Consider the following 18,798-nt stretch of genomic DNA (forward strand, 5'->3'; position numbering starts at 1 on the left):
CAATGTTATGCACAGACCAAATATAATTCTGGAAATGTGATCATCGACGAAATTTACAGGAAACTTCTGCGCCATTCTGACGCAATCCGCCCTAAAACAGGGCAGGCGTTGCCCCATTGTTAACACCATTCGCACCCATTGCCGGAATCTCACCATTATGGGCAGTCAGTTAGCGGAAATTCTGCTACCATCCATGCACTATTCATCCAGCAAAGTGGCAGCGACTATGAAATTTGTCTCTTTTAATATCAACGGCCTGCGCGCCAGACCTCATCAACTGGCAGCCATCGTCGAAAAACACCAACCCGATGTCATTGGCCTGCAGGAGACAAAAGTTCACGACGACATGTTCCCGCTCGAAGATGTCGCAAAACTCGGCTACAACGTTTTCTACCACGGGCAGAAAGGTCACTATGGCGTTGCGCTGCTGACCAAAGAAACCCCCATCGCCGTGCGCCGGGGTTTTCCTGATGATGGCGAAGAGGCTCAGCGCCGCATCATCATGGCGGAAATCCCCTCTCCGCTGGGCAACCTGACGGTGATCAACGGCTACTTCCCACAGGGTGAAAGCCGCGACCATCCAATTAAATTCCCGGCTAAAGCGCAGTTTTATCAGAACTTACAAAACTATCTCGACAACCAACTGAAGCACGACAATCCTGTGCTGATCATGGGCGATATGAACATCAGCCCCACGGATCTCGACATCGGTATCGGCGAAGATAACCGCAAGCGCTGGCTGCGCACCGGCAAATGTTCGTTCCTGCCGGAAGAGCGTGAATGGATGGACCGCCTGCTGGGCTGGGGCCTGGTTGACACCTTCCGCCACGCGCACCCGGAAACCACCGACAAATTCTCGTGGTTTGATTACCGCTCAAAGGGGTTTGACGATAACCGCGGTTTGCGTATCGATCTGCTGCTGGCAAGCCAGCCGCTGGCTGAGCGCTGCATGGAAACCGGTATCGACTATGACATTCGCAGTATGGAAAAACCGTCTGACCATGCGCCGGTGTGGGCAACATTCAAGGTCTGATGTTCAGCCGTGAACGCCAGAAAAATCGGGGTAACGAGCGTACTGTTCCTCTGTCTCGCCGGGATATTCTGGGCGTTGCCCCCCGGCCTGCTCACGCTGGAGACGCTTAAACGCGAACATGCCGCGCTGGTGGACTGGCAACGCCAGTCCCCTTTTGTCAGTGCGAGCCTCTATTTTCTGCTCTATACCGCCGTCGCGGCGCTGTCGATTCCTGGCGCGGCGCTGCTGACGCTGCTTGGCGGCGCGCTGTTTGGCCTCTGGCAAGGTACACTGCTGGTCTCTTTTGCCTCAACGCTGGGCGCCACGTTTGCCATGCTCACCAGTCGTTACCTGTTGCGTGACTGGGTGTCGCGGCGTTTTTCCCGGCATATGGCCACGGTCAATCACGGGATAGCGCGGGAAGGCGCCTTTTATCTCTTTGCGCTACGACTGATACCCTTGTTTCCGTTCGTTGTCGTTAACCTGTTGGCCGGTCTCACTACCGTTGGCGTGCGTCGTTACTGGTGGGTAAGCCAGTTGGGGATGTTGCCTGCCACCCTGGTTTATCTGAATGCCGGACGCCAGTTAAGCCAGTTAACATCAATGCGCGACATTATTTCTCCCGCTATGCTGACCGCTTTTGCCCTGTTGGGACTATTACCGCTGGCCTCCCGTTGGCTGGTCGCACGTTTTTTTCAGGAGTAATTATGCGCTGGGGAATACTACTCGCGGGTCTGTTGCTGACCGCTCCGGGATACGCCGAACAACGCTGGCAGCAGATTCAGGATGAGGCCAGAGGCCAGACCGTCTGGTTCAACGCCTGGGGCGGTGACACCGCCGTTAACCAGTATCTTGACTGGGTCAGTGACGAGATGAAAACCCACTACGCGGTCGATCTTAAAATCGTGCGCCTCGCCGATGCCGCTGATGCAGTGAAGCGCATCCAGACCGAAGCCGCCGCCGGACGGAAGACCGGCGGTTCTGTCGACCTGCTGTGGATCAACGGCGAAAACTTCCGCACGTTGAAAGAGGCAGGATTATTGCAAACTCAGTGGGCTGAAACGCTGCCCAACTGGCGCTATGTTGATACACAAAAACCGGTACGTGAAGATTTCTCGATTCCCACTGACGGTGCTGAATCACCGTGGGGTGGCGCGCAGTTGACGTTTATCGCGGATCGCGACGTGACGCCACAGCCGCCGCAAAGTCCGCAGGCGCTGTTGGCATTTGCCCGGGCGCATCCCGGCACCGTCAGTTACCCACGACCGCCGGACTTTACCGGTACGGCGTTTCTGGAGCAGTTACTGATCTCGCTGACTGACAACCCGCACGCGCTCACCGTCGCGCCGGACGCCGCCACCTTTGCCGGTGTGACCGCGCCGCTGTGGCGCTATCTCGATGCTCTGCATCCGAGTCTGTGGCGAGAAGGGAAGGATTTCCCGCCGTCTCCGGCGCGGATGGATGCTTTGCTCAAGAGCGGGACATTGCGCCTGTCGTTGACTTTTAACCCGGCGCACGCTCAGCAAAAGGTCACCCGCGGTGAATTGCCCAAACACAGCTACAGCTTTGGTTTTAGCGAAGGGATGATTGGCAACGTGCACTTTGTCGCCATTCCGGCCAATGCCCGCGCCAGCGCCGGCGCAAAACTGGTCGCCAACTTCCTGCTCTCTCCTGACGCACAGTTGCGTAAGGCCGATCCGACAGTCTGGGGCGATCCGTCGGTGCTCGATGCGATAAAACTGACCGCCGCACAGAAAGCAGCGCTGGAAGCTCGCATTCCGGACGGGCTGCCCGCCGTCCTGCCCGAGCCTCATGCGGCCTGGGTTAACGCACTGGAGCAAGAATGGCTGCGCCGCTACGGTTCGCGCTAATGCTTCTGGCCTGGCTGGGAATGGCGGCGATTTACGCGCCAATACTGCCTGCCAGTGTGTTGCTGACAGCACCCGCGCTGACACTGGCGAACTGGCAGGCGCTTGCTGCCGATCCGCAGCTACCGCAGGCGTTGCTGGCGACCGTGGTTTCGGTCTTCATCGCCGCCGCTGGCGCGCTGTTTATTGCGCTAACGATTGTGGTGGCGCTCTGGCCCGGCATACGCTGGCGACGGTTGAGCACCCGCCTGCCGTGGTTGCTGGCTATTCCTCATGTCGCGTTTGCCAGTGCCGCGCTGCTGCTTTTCGCCGAAGGCGGACTGCTCTGGCGCGCTCTGCCATTTCTCTCGCCTGCGATCGATCGCTACGGCATTGGACTTGGCGTGACGCTGGCGGTGAAAGAGAGCGCGTTTGTGCTGTGGATTTTATCGATTCTACTGAGTGAGAAAAGGCTGGCTCAACAGGTCATCGTGCTGGATTCGCTGGGCTACAACCGCCGTCAGACGCTCTGCTGGTTGATTTTACCCACTGTCGCCCCCGCGCTGGGAGCCGTGATGCTGGCCGTGGTGGCATGGACGATGTCGGCGGTGGATGTCGCCATTATCCTCGGCCCCGGCAATCCGCCGACGCTGGCGGTCCTCACCTGGCAGTGGCTTAGTCAGGGAGACGGCGACCAGCAGATCAAAGGCGCGCTGGCAAGCCTGCTTTTGCTGGCGCTGCTCGCTCTCTTTGCGTTTGCGGGTTATCTGCTCTGGCGTGGCTGGCGACGCACGCTTCCTGACGTCTATGGCGTACGTCAACGCCGCGTTTCGCCCGTAACGGGAAAAGCGCTGTCATTGTCGCTGCCCACAGCAGGCGTGCTCTGTACGGTATTACTGGCCTTTCTTGCGCAGCAATCTGCGCTCAATCTCGACGCGTTAACTCACAGCGTAGCGATCGGACTGGCCGCCAGCGCGCTGGGGCTGGTCATTTTGCTGCTATGGCTGGAATGGGGACCGCAGCACGGGCATCGTTGGGTCTGGCTGCCGATCCTTCTCCCGGCCCTGCCGCTGGTGATAGGCCAATATGCGCTGGCGTTACACCTTGAACTGGACGGTCAGTTTGCCACGCTCATCTGGGGACATCTGCTGTGGGTAGTGCCGTGGATGTTGTTTGTGCTGAAACCGGCCTGGCAACGCATCGACCCGCGTCTGCTGTTGATTGCCCGGACGCTGGGCTGGTCACCGGTGAAAATCTTCTGCACCGTGAAATGCCCGCAGATTTTACGCCCTGCACTGGTGGCGCTGGCGGTGGGTTTTTCCGTCAGTATCGCACAGTATATGCCAACCCTCTGGCTGGGCGCAGGTCGTTATCCGACGCTGACGACGGAAGCCGTCGCCCTCAGCAGCGGTGGCAGCACCGGTATCCTGGCCGCGCAGGCGCTCTGGCAATTGCTGTTACCGCTTTTCGTGTTCATGCTGATGGCCGGTCTCTCATCATGGGTCGGTCACCGCCGACAAGGATTGCGCTAATGCTCACCGTTCGTCATCTTTCCCTGTTTCTCAACCATAAACCGCTGTTTGGCCCGTTAACTTTCGAGGTGGCAAAAGGTGACATTGTCACATTAGCGGGCCCCTCCGGCTGCGGTAAGTCTTCATTGCTCTCCTGGATGGTGGGTGCGCTGACGCCGCCGCTGCAAGCTGGTGGTGAACTATGGCTGGACGAGCAACGTCTGGATGTGCTCCCCACCGCCCGGCGGCAGATCGGTATTTTATTTCAGGATGCCCTGCTGTTTGATCACTTTACGGTAGGACAAAACCTGCTAGTAGCGCTTCCTGCCAGTCTGAAAGGCGCGGCGCGGCAGGATGCGGTTTCGCACGCGCTTGAACGCGCGGGCATGGCGGGCTTATCTTCTCGCGATCCCGCCACGCTATCCGGCGGTCAGCGCGCACGGGTTGCGTTGCTTCGCGCCCTGCTGGCGCAGCCTGGAGCGTTGCTGCTGGATGAACCGTTCAGCCGTCTTGATGCTGACCGTCGGGCAGACTTTCGTCAGTGGGTCTTTGACGAAGTGCGTCGGCTGGATATTCCCGTTGTTCAGGTCACCCATGACGCGCAGGATGTTCCGCCGGGCGGTCACGTTTTGCAGTTATCTTCCGCGTTGTGAAACTGCGTACATACTGCGTTAACGCAAAGTTTTTCACCTTCAGCGAGCACAGAATGGCGCCTCCTTATCTCAACGTCGGACAATTCGATGAAACGTGTTTCTCAAATGACCGCGCTGGCACTGGCTTTAGGGCTCGCTTGTGCTTCCTCCTGGGCTGCTGATATGGCGCAGGCGCTCAACTTTACACAGCTGACGCAAAAACAGGGTACGGCAATCGATACCCGTCCCAGCGCGTTCTACAATGGCTGGCCGCAGTCAGTAAACGGCCCCTCCGGACATGAACCTTCCGCCCTGAACCTTTCTGCGCGCTGGCTCGACAACATGAGTGACGAACAGCTCAACGCCTGGATCCAACGGCATCAGTTGAAGACCGATGCTCCTGTCGCGCTGTACGGCAGCGACAGCGATGTGCAGGCGGTGAAAAACCGGCTGCAAAAAGCGGGGCTGCGGCAGGTTGCCACGCTCAGCGACGCGCTACAGGATCCGACCCGTCTGCAACGACTGCCGCATTTCGAGCAGCTGGTTTATCCGCAGTGGCTGCATGAGCTACAACAGGGCAAAGAGGTGACCGCAAAACCTGCCGGTGACTGGAAAATCATCGAAGCGGCCTGGGGGGCGCCGAAGTTTTATCTGCTCAGCCATATTCCAGGCGCGGATTACATCGACACCAACGAGGTGGAGAGTGAACCGCTGTGGAACAAAGTCTCTGACGCCAGCCTGCAAGCGATGCTGGCGAAGCACGGCATCCGTCACGACACCACGGTGATCCTGTACGGACGCGATGTTTATGCGGCAGCGCGGGTGGCGCAGATCATGCTGTACGCTGGGGTGAAAGACGTTCGTCTGCTCGACGGCGGCTGGCAGACCTGGTCTGACGCCGGGTTGCCGGTCGAGCGCGGCACGCCAGCAACAGTTAAACCAGAGCCCGATTTCGGCGTGACCATTCCGGCGCAGCCACAGCTGATGCTTAATATGGAGCAAGCGCGCGAACTGCTGCACCGTCAGGATGCTTCGCTGGTCAGTATTCGCTCCTGGCCGGAATTTATCGGCACCACCAGCGGCTACAGCTATATCAAGCCAAAGGGTGAGATTGCCGGGGCGCGCTGGGGACATGCCGGCAGCGACTCGACGCATATGGAAGATTTCCATAATCCGGATGGCACCATGCGCAGCGCGGATGACATCGCCGGCATGTGGAAGCAATGGCAGATTCTGCCGGATCAGCAGGTCGCCTTTTACTGTGGCACCGGCTGGCGCGCGTCAGAGACGTTTATGTACGCCCGGGCGATGGGCTGGAAAAACGTCTCAGTCTATGACGGCGGCTGGTATGAGTGGAGCAGCGATCCGAAAAACCCGGTGTCCACAGGCGAGCGCGGCCCGGACAGCAGCAAATAGTCTCACCCACTCTGACGCTGAAGCCCTTTCAGCGTCAAATAGCCACTCCAGATGCGGGTCAGCGTCGTCATCCAACACAGCGCGCCGAAGATCCATGCCAGCACGGCAAAGTACGCAGGGAACAGGCAACTGAGCACAAAGAGTACCATCGTTTCCGTGCCTTCAGTTAATCCCCCCAGATAGTAAAACGATTTATGCGCGTAGCCGGGGTTATCGATATTGTGCTTCGCGGCCAGCGCGGCAAAGGCGAGAAAGCTGCTGCCGGTGCCGATAAACGCAAATAACAGCCAACTCCCTGCCAGCGCGTTCTGCTGCGGGTCAGCCAGAATGAAGCCGAACGGCACCAGCGCGTAAAACAGAAAATCGAGCGCGATATCGAGAAAACCGCCCGCATCGGTAAGCCCCCGACGTCGCGCCAGGGCACCGTCAAGACCATCCAGTAACCGGTTCGAGACGATCGCCATCAGCGCCGCCAGATACCAACCCAGCGCCAGAAACGGCAACGCCAGTACGCCGAGGGCAAACCCAACCAGCGTCAGGCCGTCCGGGGATATCCCGGGCCTGTCGAGCGCGCCTGCACAGCGATGCAGCAGCGGTTTAAGCCGTGGATGCAAATGCCGGTCAAGCATGCGGCGCTCCTTTGACACTGTCGCACAGTCCCTGCGAAGGGATATCCAGCGCGGCATTGAAACGCGCCGAGAGATTCTGGAAAGCCAACAGCGCGGTCATCTCGCTAATGACGTCATCGCTGAAGTGCTGTTTCATTTGCGCTTTCAGGAGAAAGTCTACCTGCGGCGGCGTGGCGGTCACCGCGTCAGCATAGGCCAGCGCAACACGCTCTTCTGGTGTAAAAAGAGACGATGTCTGCCAGTTCGCCACCGCCAGCACTTTATCCATCGCGCCACAGCGCTCTGCCAGCCGCAGGCTGTTGGCATCCACGCAGAATGCGCAGTGGCAGACCTGCGACACGCGCGTCATCAGCAGCGCGCGCATCACCGGTGTCAGACATGCACGTTTACGCTCGAGAAACCCCACGAATAGCGCCACCAGCCAGAATAAAAACGGCATCCGCCCCCACCAGCGCGTCGGATGTAATATCTCTCCGTAGTGTTTTCTTTGCGTCATCACGAGAGGTTTGAGACTGGCGGGGAGACGGGCGAGTGGCGTTACCCACGATTGCGGATCGTTCAAGGGGGACTCCTGGGACTTCAGGTCAATCAAAGATGACGATAGTATGTCACTTTCTGTTGTTGAACATTGACGAATATGATGAAAACCCTCGACGTTGTTGCCGCTATCATTGAACGTGAAGGTAAAATTTTGCTCGCCCAGCGCCCGCCGCAGGCAGACCAACCCGGTCTGTGGGAATTTGCCGGCGGCAAAGTGGAAGCTGGCGAAACGCAGCCGCAGGCGCTGGTCCGCGAACTGCGCGAAGAACTGGGGATTGAGGCCACGGTGGGGCGCTATATTGCCAGCCATCAGCGTGAAGTCTCCGGGCGGATGATTCATCTGCATGCCTGGCATGTCCCGGCGTTTAGCGGAGACGTGATGGCACATGAGCATCAGCAACTGGTGTGGTGCGAACCGCACACCGCACGGGACTATCCCCTCGCCCCCGCTGATATACCTTTGCTTAACGCCTTTATGCTTTTACGCGACGCCAGACCAGCGGATTCGTGCTGAGCGTTTTCTCGTCGCGCTGGCACTGCAACAGTACCCCATCGGCTTTAATCACCGCTCCTTCTGAATAATTCTGATCCTGATAAACGCAGCACTGGTTACAGGGCTGCGCGCGTTGTCCGCCTGAACTAAAGACCTCCGGCGGCACGTTTACCTGAACATCCGGGCGAATACTTTGATTCGCCTGGGCGGATAAAGAGAGTGTTATCAACGCTGCCGCCATTGCGATAAAACGCATAGGGTTTCCTTACTATTTCGGGATTGTTCTCAGTATAACGGTAACCCGCGCGGGAAACTTTACTCTCTTCTGTCATCGTTTTTCGTTATGACAGCCGTCTGGTTATTAATTTGCCTGGCACCGGTATTTTTTTCTTGCTATCCGTCACATTCCTGGTGGTATAGTCAAAATCTGCAAACGCACTTAATACAAACAACATAAATACAACCACATTAAAATATAAGAGGTTTTTATATCTATGGATCAGACACGCTCTCTGGAATCATTCCTCAACCATGTACAAAAGCGCGACCCGAATCAAACCGAGTTCGCGCAAGCCGTTCGTGAAGTCATGACCACCCTGTGGCCGTTCATTGAGCAAAACCCGCGTTATCGTGAAATGTCGCTGCTGGAACGTTTGGTTGAGCCAGAGCGTGTGATCCAGTTCCGTGTCGTGTGGCTGGACGATCGTAACCAGGTCCAGGTTAACCGTGCATGGCGTGTACAGTTCAACTCGGCAATTGGCCCGTATAAAGGCGGGATGCGTTTCCACCCTTCCGTTAACCTGTCGATCCTGAAGTTCCTCGGCTTTGAGCAAACCTTCAAAAACGCACTGACCACCCTGCCGATGGGCGGTGGTAAAGGCGGTAGCGATTTCGACCCGAAAGGCAAAAGTGAAGGCGAAGTGATGCGTTTCTGCCAGGCGCTGATGACCGAACTGTACCGTCACCTGGGTCCGGATACGGATGTTCCTGCCGGTGATATCGGCGTGGGTGGCCGTGAAGTCGGCTTTATGGCCGGGATGATGCGTAAGCTCTCTAACAACAGCGCCTGCGTGTTTACCGGCAAAGGGCTCTCCTTCGGCGGCAGTCTCATTCGTCCGGAAGCAACCGGTTACGGCCTGGTTTACTTCACTGAAGCAATGCTCAAGCGCCATGGTCTGGGCTTTGAAGGGATGCGCGTAGCGGTTTCCGGCTCCGGCAACGTGGCGCAGTTTGCCATTGAAAAAGCGATGGAATTTGGAGCTCGCGTGGTGACGGCCTCCGACTCCAGCGGCACCGTCGTGGATGAAAGCGGCTTTACGAAAGAGAAACTGGCGCGTCTGTGCGAAATCAAATCCAGCCGTGACGGTCGCGTGGCGGACTACGCCCGTGAATTTGGCCTGACCTATCTGGAAGGCAAACAGCCGTGGTCAGTGCCGGTCGATATCGCTCTGCCGTGCGCTACACAGAACGAACTTGATGTCGACGCAGCCCGTCAGCTTATCGCCAACGGCGTAAAAGCGGTGGCGGAAGGGGCAAACATGCCAACCACCATCGAAGCGACCGATCTGTTCCTCGAAGCCGGCGTGCTGTTTGCACCAGGCAAAGCGGCAAACGCCGGTGGCGTTGCCACCTCCGGTCTGGAAATGGCGCAGAACGCGGCGCGTCTAAGCTGGAAAGCGGAGAAAGTGGATGCCCGTCTGCACCACATCATGCTGGATATTCACCATGCCTGCGTCGAGTACGGCGGCGAAAGCAAACAGACCAACTATGTTCGTGGGGCGAACATCTCAGCCTTCGTGAAGATTGCCGATGCGATGTTTGGTCAGGGCGTGATTTAATTCACCGCCCGTAAAAGCGAATTACAGGCCCGCCTCTGCTGATGGCGGGCTTTTTTTCGCCGCGCGCTTACGAGGTGCGCTCTTCTTATTCTTCTCTCCACCGCCACCACCAGGCGCCACAATGCCGCGGAAGCGACGTACCGGCGTACTGCGCGCCTGATCGATCAACTGATACAGCGTCCCCACCAGCGGTTGCATAAAATCCTGATAGCGACACTGCTTCTCGCTAATTTGCGTCAGAATCGACTCCCAGTGGGCGGTCATATCCGGACGGGTTGCCATTTCCGGCAGCGAATGGAACAGCGCTTTCCCGGCATCGGTAGAGTGGATATAGCGCCCTTTCTTGGTCAAAAAACCGCGCTTGAACAGCAGTTCGATGATCCCGGCACGGGTCGCCTCGGTGCCCAGGCCGTCCGTTGCGCGGAGGATCTTTTTCAGATCTTTATCCTGCACAAACCGCGCAATCCCGGTCATCGCCGACAGCAGCGTGGCATCGGTAAAATGGCGCGGCGGCTGGGTCTGACGTTCTACCACTTCACCCTTTTCGCACAGCAGTTCATCGTCTTTTGCGACCACCGGCAGCGGCGTGCCGTCGTTCTCTTCATCCCGCTCTTTGCTCCCGAGCAGGGTTCGCCAGCCCGCTTCGGCAAGGAACCGGGCTTTGGCAACGAATTTACCTTTCGCGATATCCAGTTCAATCACGCATTTACGGAATACCGCGTCTGGACAAAACTGCATCAGGTATTGACGGGCGATCAGGCTATACACCTTCGCTTCATTTTCCGTCAGATTGATACCATTGCTGCGGGCCGTCGGAATAATGGCGTGGTGCGCATCGACCTTTTTATCGTCCCAGCAGCGATTACGGGTATCGGGATTCACCGCCGGTTGCGGCAGCAGATCCGGCGCATGCACACCGATGGCGTTCATCACCGCATGACGTCCGGCAAAGTGCTCTTCCGGCAGATAGCGGCAATCGGAACGCGGATAGGTGATGAGTTTATGGGTTTCATACAGCTTCTGGCAGATATCGAGCACATTCTGCGCGCTCAGACCAAAGCGTTTCGCCGCTTCAATCTGTAAAGCTGACAGTGAGAACGGCAGCGGCGCGGATTCTGATTCCCGTTTATCGTTATAGCCGGTGACAATCGCTGGTTGACCGTTGATGCGGTTAACCACATGCTCTGCCAGCGGGCGGTGCAGCAAACGCCCCTCTTCGTCCTGATACGGTTCACAGGCTTCGCTCGGCTGCCAGATGGCGGTGAAGCGTTCATCCGCGGGGGTCACGATATGCGCTTTCACTTCAAAAAAATCTTTGGCAATGAAGTTTTCGATCTCTTCATCACGACGTACCACCAGCCCGAGCACTGGCGTCTGAACACGCCCGACAGAAAGCACGCCCTGATACCCGGCGTTGCGGCCAAGAATGGTATAGGCGCGGGTCATGTTAATGCCGTAAAGCCAGTCTGCTCGGGCGCGGGCCAGCGCAGACACGCACAGGGGGACAAATTCACTGTTTGAGCGCAAGCGTTCAATCGCGCGCTCAACGGCCTGCGGGTTGAGGTCGTTGATCAAACACCGCTGCACCTGATGACGCTTTTCCGGCGCCAGTTGCAGGTAATCCAGCACCTCATCGACCAGCAGTTGCCCTTCGCGATCCGGGTCTCCCGCATGAATAACCTCACTGGCCTCATGCAGAAAGCGCTTGATCACATTGAGCTGTTTGGTCACGGAAGGACGCGGCTGCAATTGCCACTTTTCCGGCACGATCGGCAGGTCGGCCAGGTTCCAGCGCGCATAACGACTGTCATAGACATCGGGCTGCGCCTGTTCAAGCAGGTGACCGATACACCAGGTCACCACCTGACCGTTGCCGCATTCAATAAAGCCATCGCCTTTGCGGTGCGGTTTAGGCAACACATCGGCAATGGCGCGGGCCAGACTCGGCTTTTCGGCAATAAACAACCGCATTGGGTTAACGGATCTCAACCATGGCGCGACCGCCACGGGCTTCAACCAGTTCACCAATCGCCGTCAGCTCGATACCAAATTCGGCGGCTGTCACTTTGACTTCCTCTTCAGCCTCTGGCGTTACCGCCAGCAGCAGGCCGCCGGACGTTTGTGGATCGCACAATAGATCGCGCACTGCCTGCGGCATTTCCCCCATCAGGTGGCCATAGCTGGCAAAGTTACGCTCGGTGCCGCCCGGGACAGCGCCCAGGCGGATATACTCTTCCACGCCCGGTAGTTTAGGGATGTCCTGATAGCGGATCTGCGCCTGCACGCCTGCGCCCTGACACATTTCGCTGAGGTGGCCCAGCAGACCGAATCCCGTCACATCGGTCATGGCCTTCACGCCGTCGATGTTAGCAAATGACGCCCCGGCAATATTCATCCGACACATCACTTCCGTTGCCAGTCCCTGATGTTCAGGTTTCAGCAGCGATTTTTTCTCGGCGGTGGTCAATACGCCAATGCCTAACGGTTTGGTCAGGAAAAGTTTACAACCGGCCGCGGCGGTACTGTTTTTCTTCACCCGTTCGGTGGGGACAATGCCGGTCACGGCCAGCCCGAAGATCGGCTCCGGCGCGTCAATCGAATGCCCGCCCGCCAGCGCAATGCCCGCCTGTCGGCAGGCAAAGCGCCCGCCCTCGGTCACCTCGCGGGCAATTTCCGGCGACAGCTTAGCGATGGGCCAGCCCAGAATCGCGATGGCCATAATCGGTTTGCCCCCCATCGCGAAGATATCGCTAATGGCGTTGGTTGCCGCAATGCGGCCAAAATCAAACGGATTATCGACAATCGGCATAAAGAAGTCGGTGGTACTGATGACGCAGGTCCCATTACCCAGGTCATACACCGCCGCGTCATCGCGGGTTTCATTTCCCACAAGCAGGTTCGGGTCGACAAACTTCGCCTGCTCGCTGTGCAGGATGGTTTCCAGCACTTTTGGGGAAATTTTACAACCGCAACCCGCTCCGTGGCTGTACTGCGTTAAACGAATAGCTTGCTCGCTCATGGACATCTCCTGTCATTGCAATCGGGCTATGGTAGCGCTCATTCCTTGAAGTGATAAGAGAGAGTGTCCGAATTCCGGCGTCTTTGCTCAGAATCCAGACAGTTTTGCAGAATTAACTAAAATTTCGTCACGAAAGGCGCGGTATCCGGCATGCTGATGGTGGTGGAGGCTTTCAGTTGCGGCGTACCAAGATAGAGGAAACCGACGATCTTATCCTGGGGCCGACAGCCAAACGCGTCGCGCACCACCGGGCTGTCAGTTAACGCGCCGCTACGCCAGATCCCACCGAAACCCTGCGCGATAGCGGCCATTTGCATCGCCATCACCGCGCAGCCAGCGGACATTTCCTGTTCCCAGACCGGGACCTTATGATTTTCCTCGCATTTCGCGACAACAGTGATGATAAGCGGCGCGCGAAACGGTGCGGTGCGCGCTTTTTCGATCCCTTTTTCATCGCTCCCGGCGGCAATCGCCCCCTTTTCCAGTACCGCGCTGAAGCGATCGCGCCCTTCGCCTTCAATAACGAAGAAATGCCACGGTTGCAGGGTTTTATGGTCCGGCGCGCGCATGCCCGCACGGAGAATATTTTGCAGTTGCTCACCGGCAGGTGCAGGTTCGGCCAGGCGAGAGGCGCTACGTCGGTTAACAAGTAATTCTAGTGCATCCATTTGGTTAACTCCTGTCAGTGTAAATATTCACAAAATTAACACGAGAGCAGATTTTGTTACAGCGCCGACGGTGATTCCTGCTGACAAGAGACGGCCGGGTCATTAGGATAGCCACATCTCATACGCCTGACTCAGGTGTAGTATTGGTAACGGTAGGGAGAATACATGCGAACCCTGTGGCGATTCATTGCCGGTTTTTTTAAATGGACGTGGCGACTGCTTAATTTTGTCCGCGAGATCGTGCTTAACCTGTTCTTTATCTTCTTGATCCTGGTTGGCGTGGGAGTCTGGATGCAGGTCAGCAGCAATAACACCAGCGATAAAGTCGGTCGCGGTGCTCTGATGTTAGATATTTCCGGGGTGATCGTCGATAAACCGTCCAGTACCAGTCGTCTTGGCGCTCTGAGCCGTCAACTGCTGGGCGCCAGTTCCGACCGCTTACAGGAAAACTCCCTGTTCGATATCGTCAATACCATTCGTCAGGCTAAAGACGATCGTAATATCACCGGTATTGTGATGGATCTGAAGAACTTCGCCGGTGCCGATCAACCGTCAATGCAGTATATCGGCAAGGCACTGCGCGAATTCCGCGACAGCGGAAAACCGGTCTATGCCGTTGGCGATAACTTCACTCAGGGCCAGTATTACCTCGCCAGCTTCGCCAATAAAATCTGGCTCTCGCCGCAGGGTTCCGTCGATATCCACGGTTTTGCCACAAACGGACTGTATTACAAATCCCTGCTGGATAAGCTGAAAGTGTCTACTCATGTGTTCCGCGTGGGCACCTATAAATCTGCCGTTGAGCCGTTTATTCGTGACGACATGTCGCCGGCGGCACGTGAAGCAGACAGCCGCTGGATTGGCGAACTGTGGCAGAACTACCTGAATACCATTGCCGCCAACCGCCAAATCCCGGCGGAGCAGGTCTTCCCTGGCGCACAAGGCGTTCTGGATGCGCTGACGAAAGCGGATGGTGATACGGCGAAGTACGCGCTCGACAGCAAACTGGTCGACGCTCTGCTTTCCAGCGCCGACGTGGAAAAAGCGCTGACCAAACAGTTTGGCTGGAGCAAAGCCGAAAATAACTATCGTGCGATCAGCTACTACGACTATACGCTCAATCCGCCTGCCGATACGGGTAGCGCTATCGGAGTGGTCTTTGCCAACGGCGCCATCATGGATGGTGAAGAGACACCGGGGAACGTCGGCGGAGATACCACCGCCTCGCAAATTCGCGATGCGCGTCTGGATCCTAAAGTCAAAGCCATCGTTCTTCGCGTCAACAGCCCTGGCGGCAGCGTGACGGCGTCGGAAGTGATTCGTTCGGAACTGGCCGCCGCGCGCGCTGCCGGTAAACCGGTGGTCGTATCGATGGGTGGAATGGCCGCATCGGGCGGCTACTGGATCTCTACGCCAGCCAGTTACATTGTGGCCAACCCAAGTACGCTGACCGGTTCGATTGGCATCTTCGGTGTGATTAACACCGTCGAAAACAGCCTCGATTCGATTGGCGTGCACACCGATGGCGTCGCCACGTCACCGCTGGCCGATATTTCGCTGACCAAAGCCCTGCCGCCGGAAGCACAGCAAATGATGCAGCTGAGCATTGAGAATGGTTATAAGCGCTTTATCACCCTGGTGGCGCAGGCGCGTAAATCGACACCTGAGCAGATTGATAAAATCGCGCAGGGCCATGTCTGGACCGGTCAGGACGCCAAAGCCAACGGTCTGGTCGACAGTCTGGGTGACTTCGACGATGCGGTGGCAAAAGCGGCTGAGCTGGCGAAACTCAAAGAATGGCATATCGACTATTATCAGGATGAGCCAACCTTCTTCGATATGATGATGGACAGCATGTCAGGCTCCGTTCGTGCGATGCTGCCGCAGGCGATTCAGGCGCTGCTTCCTGCGCCGTTGGCCTCCGCAGCCAGTACGGTCAAAGCGGAAGGCGATAAGCTCGCCGCATTCAACGATCCGCAAAACCGTTATGCGTTCTGTCTGACCTGCGCGAACGTGCGTTAATCTCCAGTCCCTCTTCCTGCGAAGAGGGATTTTCTCTTAGCGACAAGATACCAGCCATGCAGAAAAAATCGATTTACGTTGCCTATACCGGCGGGACCATTGGTATGCAGCGCTCCGAACAGGGTTACATCCCGGTCTCCGGACACCTTCAGCGCCAACTGGCGCTGATGCCTGAATTTCATCGCCCGGAAATGCCTGACTTCACCATTCATGAATATGCCCCGCTGATGGATTCGTCAGATATGACGCCGGAAGACTGGCAGCATATCGCCGATGACATAAGAACCCATTACGATGATTACGATGGTTTTGTGATTTTACACGGCACCGACACCATGGCGTTTACTGCCTCTGCGCTGTCGTTCATGCTGGAGAATCTGAGTAAGCCGGTGATTGTGACAGGGTCACAAATTCCGCTGGCGGAGCTGCGTTCTGACGGGCAAATCAATCTTCTCAACGCGCTTTACGTAGCGGCAAATTATCCGATCAACGAAGTCACGCTGTTCTTTAATAACCGTCTGTTTCGCGGCAACCGCACGACAAAGGCGCATGCCGACGGCTTTGACGCGTTCGCCTCCCCTAACCTCCAGCCGCTGCTGGAAGCGGGGATCCACATCCGCCGTCTGGGTACCCCACCGGCTCCCCGGGGCGAAGGCGAACTCATTGTTCACCCGATCACACCGCAGCCGATTGGGGTCGTTACGCTATATCCTGGGATCTCCGCCGATGTGGTACGCAACTTCCTGCGCCAGCCGGTAAGAGCGTTGATTCTGCGCTCCTACGGCGTTGGCAATGCGCCGCAGAATAAAGCGTTCCTGCAAGAACTCAGCGAAGCCAGCGAGCGCGGCATCGTGGTAGTCAACCTCACGCAGTGTATGTCAGGGAAAGTGAATATGGGTGGCTATGCCACCGGCAATGCCCTGGCGCATGCTGGAGTCATTGGCGGTGCGGATATGACCGTTGAAGCGACCCTGACCAAATTACATTATCTGCTCAGCAAAGGGCTGGATACGGATGCGATTCGCAAGGCGATGACGCAAAACCTGCGTGGCGAACTCACGCCGGACGACTAAGGAGGATCTGATGACACACCGTGCGTTGTTACTGGTCGATTTACAAAATGATTTCTGCGCCGGCGGCGCGCTGGCGGTCCCGGAAGGCGACAGCACCATTGATATCGCAAACCACCTGATTGCGTGGTGCCAGACACGCGGCGATGCGGTAATCGCAAGCCAGGACTGGCATCCGGCGAATCACGGCAGTTTCGCCAGTCAGCATCAGGCCCAACCATACAGCCAGGGGAAACTGGACGGTCTGGTACAAACTTTCTGGCCCGATCACTGCGTGCAGGATACCGACGGCGCGGCATTTCATCCGTTGCTAAGCCGCAAGGCAATAGAGGCCGTTTTTCATAAGGGCGAGAACCCGCTGGTCGACAGCTACAGCGCCTTTTTTGATAACGGACGCCGACAAAAAACCGGGCTGGAGGCATGGCTTCGCCAGCATGACGTAAACGAACTGATCGTCATGGGGCTGGCGACCGACTATTGCGTCAAATTTACGGTGCTGGATGCGCTGCAACTGGGCTATACGGTGAACGTGATTACCGACGGCTGTCGCGGCGTGAACATTCAGCCACAGGACAGTGCCCATGCCTTTATGGAGATGGCAGCGGCAGGTGCTACGTTGTATACCCTCGCTGACTGGGAAGAAACCCACCGTTAACCTCCCGCCGGATGGCTGACTGTATGGTCATCCGGCAAAAAATCTCTTTCCTTCCGTCACATAAAATGAACTGAAACCGGCAGTTAATCAGCGCAGGTGCTACGCTCTGATGGCTGTTTTTTCGCCACGCCATTTCCGTGGCGTGTTTGCTTTCTATTTTCAATGTCAAAGAGGATTGCTATGAAACGTTTGCCCCTGTTGGCAGCATTACCCTTGCTGTGCGCGTCTGTTGCGTCCGCCAGTTCCATGATGTCCGTCGGTTACTTCAACGGCGGCGGAGATGTCACTGCCGGACCAGGCGGTGATATCAACACCCTGGATGTCCGCCAGATTACCCACCTTAACTACTCATTTGGCCTGATTTACAACGCAGAGAAAGACGAAACCAACGCCGCGCTGAAGGATCCGACGAAATTGCATCAAATTTGGCTGTCGCCAAAAGTGGAGTCTGACCTTGCCCTGATCCCGGTACTGCGTAAACAGAACCCACAGTTGAAAGTCCTGCTTTCTGTGGGAGGCTGGGGCGCACGCGGATTCTCTGGCGCTGCCGCAACTCCGGAAACGCGTGCCGTGTTTATCCGGTCCGCCATGAACATCATGCAGAAATACGGCCTCGACGGTATCGATCTGGACTGGGAATACCCGGTCAACGGCGCCTGGGGACTGGTCGCCAGTCAGCCTGCCGACCGCGAGAACTTCACACTGTTACTGAAAGAACTGCGTCAGGCCGTCGGCAATCAGAAACTGGTGACCATTGCCGTCGGTGCGAATGCGGAAAGTCCGAAAAGCTGGGTGGACGTGAAGGCGATAGCGCCCTTGCTCGATTATATCAACCTGATGACCTATGACATGGCCTACGGAACGCAGTATTTCAACGCCAACCTGTATGATTCTAAAGACTGGCCAACCGTAGCGACGGCCGATAAATACAGCGTCGATTTTGTGGTCAACAACTACCTGGCCGCCGGACTGAAGCCCCGGCAGATGAATCTGGGGATCGGTTTCTATGGCCGCGTTCCCAAACGTTCTGTCGAGCCTGGAATTGACTGGACAAAACCAGACGCGCAAAAACATCCCGTCACGCAGCCCTACTTCGGCGAGCAAGTAATCACGCTGTTTAAATCACTGGGTGTCGATCTGGGCAAAGATACTTACGTGAAATACAACGACATCGTCAAAACCTTCCTTAACGATCCGCAGAAACGGTTTACCGAGCACTGGGACGATCAGGCGAAAGTGCCATGGCTGTCCGTTCAGTCGGCTGATGGTAAACCGCTTTTTGCCCTCTCTTATGAGAATCCCCGCTCGGTGGCAATCAAAGCGGATTACATCAAGAAGCGTGGGCTGGCGGGAGCGATGTTCTGGGAGTACGGCGCGGACAACAATAACCAGTTGGCAAAACAACTGGCGGAGTCCTTAGGCATTACGCATTAAGCATCGTTCATG

The 18,798-nt window shown here is 56.9% G+C and carries 18 protein-coding genes; 12 read left to right on the top strand and 6 right to left on the bottom strand.

Annotated features, from left to right (window positions below; all coding sequences use genetic code 11):
- Positions 1 to 226: 226 nt before the first annotated feature.
- The 6 genes from xthA (at position 227) to KE671_RS05410 (ending at position 6,418) form a co-directional block, all read left to right on the top strand.
- Positions 227 to 1,033, top strand: a complete 807-nt coding sequence (xthA, locus tag KE671_RS05385) for an exodeoxyribonuclease III (protein WP_206162760.1) — start codon at positions 227 to 229, stop codon at positions 1,031 to 1,033.
- 9 nt (positions 1,034 to 1,042) lie between these two features.
- On the top strand, positions 1,043 to 1,717 hold the full coding sequence (locus KE671_RS05390; RefSeq protein WP_206162060.1) for a VTT domain-containing protein: 675 nt from the start codon (positions 1,043 to 1,045) through the stop codon (positions 1,715 to 1,717).
- Between the two features lie 2 nt (positions 1,718 to 1,719).
- Positions 1,720 to 2,883 (top strand): ABC transporter substrate-binding protein, encoded by a 1,164-nt coding sequence (locus tag KE671_RS05395; RefSeq protein ID WP_206162061.1) that lies wholly within the window; start codon positions 1,720 to 1,722, stop codon positions 2,881 to 2,883.
- Complete coding sequence (locus KE671_RS05400; protein WP_206162062.1) at positions 2,856 to 4,391, top strand: thiamine ABC transporter permease; 1,536 nt, start codon at positions 2,856 to 2,858, stop codon at positions 4,389 to 4,391. The genes KE671_RS05395 and KE671_RS05400 overlap by 28 nt, the downstream gene beginning before the upstream one ends.
- Positions 4,391 to 5,023 carry an ATP-binding cassette domain-containing protein gene (locus KE671_RS05405; protein ID WP_206162063.1) on the top strand — a complete coding sequence of 211 codons (633 nt, stop codon included), beginning with the start codon at positions 4,391 to 4,393 and terminating at the stop codon, positions 5,021 to 5,023. The genes KE671_RS05400 and KE671_RS05405 overlap by 1 nt, the downstream gene beginning before the upstream one ends.
- An 87-nt stretch (positions 5,024 to 5,110) precedes the next feature.
- A complete protein-coding gene (locus KE671_RS05410; RefSeq protein ID WP_206162064.1) occupies positions 5,111 to 6,418 on the top strand; it encodes a rhodanese-like domain-containing protein in 1,308 nt (435 codons plus the stop codon).
- A gap of 2 nt (positions 6,419 to 6,420) precedes the next feature.
- Here the strand turns inward: KE671_RS05410 and KE671_RS05415 are convergent, their stop codons facing one another.
- A complete protein-coding gene (locus KE671_RS05415; protein WP_206162065.1) occupies positions 6,421 to 7,047 on the bottom strand; it encodes a CDP-alcohol phosphatidyltransferase family protein in 627 nt (208 codons plus the stop codon).
- Complete coding sequence (locus tag KE671_RS05420; protein ID WP_206162066.1) at positions 7,040 to 7,609, bottom strand: carboxymuconolactone decarboxylase family protein; 570 nt, start codon at positions 7,607 to 7,609, stop codon at positions 7,040 to 7,042. The genes KE671_RS05415 and KE671_RS05420 overlap by 8 nt, the downstream gene beginning before the upstream one ends.
- A 78-nt stretch (positions 7,610 to 7,687) precedes the next feature.
- On the opposite strand from KE671_RS05420, the gene KE671_RS05425 reads away from it, so the two are divergent.
- Complete coding sequence (locus KE671_RS05425; RefSeq protein WP_206162761.1) at positions 7,688 to 8,101, top strand: pyrimidine (deoxy)nucleoside triphosphate diphosphatase; 414 nt, start codon at positions 7,688 to 7,690, stop codon at positions 8,099 to 8,101.
- Here the strand turns inward: KE671_RS05425 and KE671_RS05430 are convergent.
- Positions 8,061 to 8,321 carry a YnjH family protein gene (locus KE671_RS05430; RefSeq protein WP_241029789.1) on the bottom strand — a complete coding sequence of 87 codons (261 nt, stop codon included), beginning with the start codon at positions 8,319 to 8,321 and terminating at the stop codon, positions 8,061 to 8,063. The genes KE671_RS05425 and KE671_RS05430 overlap by 41 nt on opposite strands.
- A 253-nt stretch (positions 8,322 to 8,574) precedes the next feature.
- On the opposite strand from KE671_RS05430, the gene gdhA reads away from it, so the two are divergent.
- Positions 8,575 to 9,918: an NADP-specific glutamate dehydrogenase gene (gene gdhA, locus KE671_RS05435; RefSeq protein WP_206162068.1), complete on the top strand. Its 1,344-nt coding sequence runs from the start codon at positions 8,575 to 8,577 to the stop codon at positions 9,916 to 9,918.
- A 21-nt stretch (positions 9,919 to 9,939) separates the two neighbouring features.
- Here the strand turns inward: gdhA and topB are convergent, their stop codons facing one another.
- From topB to KE671_RS05450, 3 genes are all read right to left on the bottom strand, one after another.
- Positions 9,940 to 11,889 carry a DNA topoisomerase III gene (gene topB / locus KE671_RS05440; RefSeq protein WP_206162762.1) on the bottom strand — a complete coding sequence of 650 codons (1,950 nt, stop codon included), beginning with the start codon at positions 11,887 to 11,889 and terminating at the stop codon, positions 9,940 to 9,942.
- Positions 11,890 to 11,893: 4 nt separating this feature from the next.
- A complete protein-coding gene (gene selD / locus KE671_RS05445) occupies positions 11,894 to 12,937 on the bottom strand; it encodes a selenide, water dikinase SelD (RefSeq protein WP_206162069.1) in 1,044 nt (347 codons plus the stop codon).
- Between the two features lie 116 nt (positions 12,938 to 13,053).
- The gene (locus KE671_RS05450; protein ID WP_206162070.1) at positions 13,054 to 13,605 is read right to left on the bottom strand and encodes an NAD(P)H nitroreductase; all 552 of its coding nucleotides are present in this window, start codon (positions 13,603 to 13,605) and stop codon (positions 13,054 to 13,056) included.
- A gap of 165 nt (positions 13,606 to 13,770) precedes the next feature.
- On the opposite strand from KE671_RS05450, the gene sppA reads away from it, so the two are divergent.
- The 4 genes from sppA (at position 13,771) to KE671_RS05470 (ending at position 18,786) form a co-directional block, all read left to right on the top strand.
- Positions 13,771 to 15,627 (top strand): signal peptide peptidase SppA, encoded by a 1,857-nt coding sequence (gene sppA, locus KE671_RS05455; protein ID WP_206162071.1) that lies wholly within the window; start codon positions 13,771 to 13,773, stop codon positions 15,625 to 15,627.
- Between the two features lie 56 nt (positions 15,628 to 15,683).
- Positions 15,684 to 16,700, top strand: a complete 1,017-nt coding sequence (gene ansA / locus KE671_RS05460; RefSeq protein WP_206162072.1) for an asparaginase — start codon at positions 15,684 to 15,686, stop codon at positions 16,698 to 16,700.
- Positions 16,701 to 16,710: 10 nt separating this feature from the next.
- Positions 16,711 to 17,352 carry a bifunctional nicotinamidase/pyrazinamidase gene (gene pncA, locus KE671_RS05465; protein ID WP_206162073.1) on the top strand — a complete coding sequence of 214 codons (642 nt, stop codon included), beginning with the start codon at positions 16,711 to 16,713 and terminating at the stop codon, positions 17,350 to 17,352.
- A gap of 180 nt (positions 17,353 to 17,532) precedes the next feature.
- Positions 17,533 to 18,786 (top strand): glycoside hydrolase family 18 protein, encoded by a 1,254-nt coding sequence (locus KE671_RS05470; RefSeq protein WP_206162074.1) that lies wholly within the window; start codon positions 17,533 to 17,535, stop codon positions 18,784 to 18,786.
- The last annotated feature ends 12 nt before the right edge of the window (positions 18,787 to 18,798 follow it).

It is taken from the genome of Citrobacter amalonaticus (assembly GCF_018252635.1).
GTDB lineage: Bacteria > Pseudomonadota > Gammaproteobacteria > Enterobacterales > Enterobacteriaceae > Citrobacter_A > Citrobacter_A amalonaticus_E.

Excerpts from the sequence above, each read along its gene's own strand:
- KE671_RS05470 (WP_206162074.1), top strand. The coding sequence starts at position 17,533 with ATGAAACGTTTGCCCCTGTTGGCAGCATTACCCTTGCTGTGCGCGTCT.
- gdhA (WP_206162068.1), top strand. The coding sequence starts at position 8,575 with ATGGATCAGACACGCTCTCTGGAATCATTCCTCAACCATGTACAAAAG.
- topB (WP_206162762.1), bottom strand. The coding sequence starts at position 11,889 with ATGCGGTTGTTTATTGCCGAAAAGCCGAGTCTGGCCCGCGCCATTGCC.
- xthA (WP_206162760.1), top strand. The coding sequence starts at position 227 with ATGAAATTTGTCTCTTTTAATATCAACGGCCTGCGCGCCAGACCTCAT.
- KE671_RS05395 (WP_206162061.1), top strand. The coding sequence starts at position 1,720 with ATGCGCTGGGGAATACTACTCGCGGGTCTGTTGCTGACCGCTCCGGGA.
- KE671_RS05425 (WP_206162761.1), top strand. The coding sequence starts at position 7,688 with ATGAAAACCCTCGACGTTGTTGCCGCTATCATTGAACGTGAAGGTAAA.
- pncA (WP_206162073.1), top strand. The coding sequence starts at position 16,711 with ATGACACACCGTGCGTTGTTACTGGTCGATTTACAAAATGATTTCTGC.
- KE671_RS05450 (WP_206162070.1), bottom strand. The coding sequence starts at position 13,605 with ATGGATGCACTAGAATTACTTGTTAACCGACGTAGCGCCTCTCGCCTG.
- ansA (WP_206162072.1), top strand. The coding sequence starts at position 15,684 with ATGCAGAAAAAATCGATTTACGTTGCCTATACCGGCGGGACCATTGGT.
- selD (WP_206162069.1), bottom strand. The coding sequence starts at position 12,937 with ATGAGCGAGCAAGCTATTCGTTTAACGCAGTACAGCCACGGAGCGGGT.
- KE671_RS05415 (WP_206162065.1), bottom strand. The coding sequence starts at position 7,047 with ATGCTTGACCGGCATTTGCATCCACGGCTTAAACCGCTGCTGCATCGC.
- sppA (WP_206162071.1), top strand. The coding sequence starts at position 13,771 with ATGCGAACCCTGTGGCGATTCATTGCCGGTTTTTTTAAATGGACGTGG.
- KE671_RS05410 (WP_206162064.1), top strand. The coding sequence starts at position 5,111 with ATGAAACGTGTTTCTCAAATGACCGCGCTGGCACTGGCTTTAGGGCTC.
- KE671_RS05430 (WP_241029789.1), bottom strand. The coding sequence starts at position 8,321 with ATGGCGGCAGCGTTGATAACACTCTCTTTATCCGCCCAGGCGAATCAA.
- KE671_RS05400 (WP_206162062.1), top strand. The coding sequence starts at position 2,856 with ATGGCTGCGCCGCTACGGTTCGCGCTAATGCTTCTGGCCTGGCTGGGA.
- KE671_RS05405 (WP_206162063.1), top strand. The coding sequence starts at position 4,391 with ATGCTCACCGTTCGTCATCTTTCCCTGTTTCTCAACCATAAACCGCTG.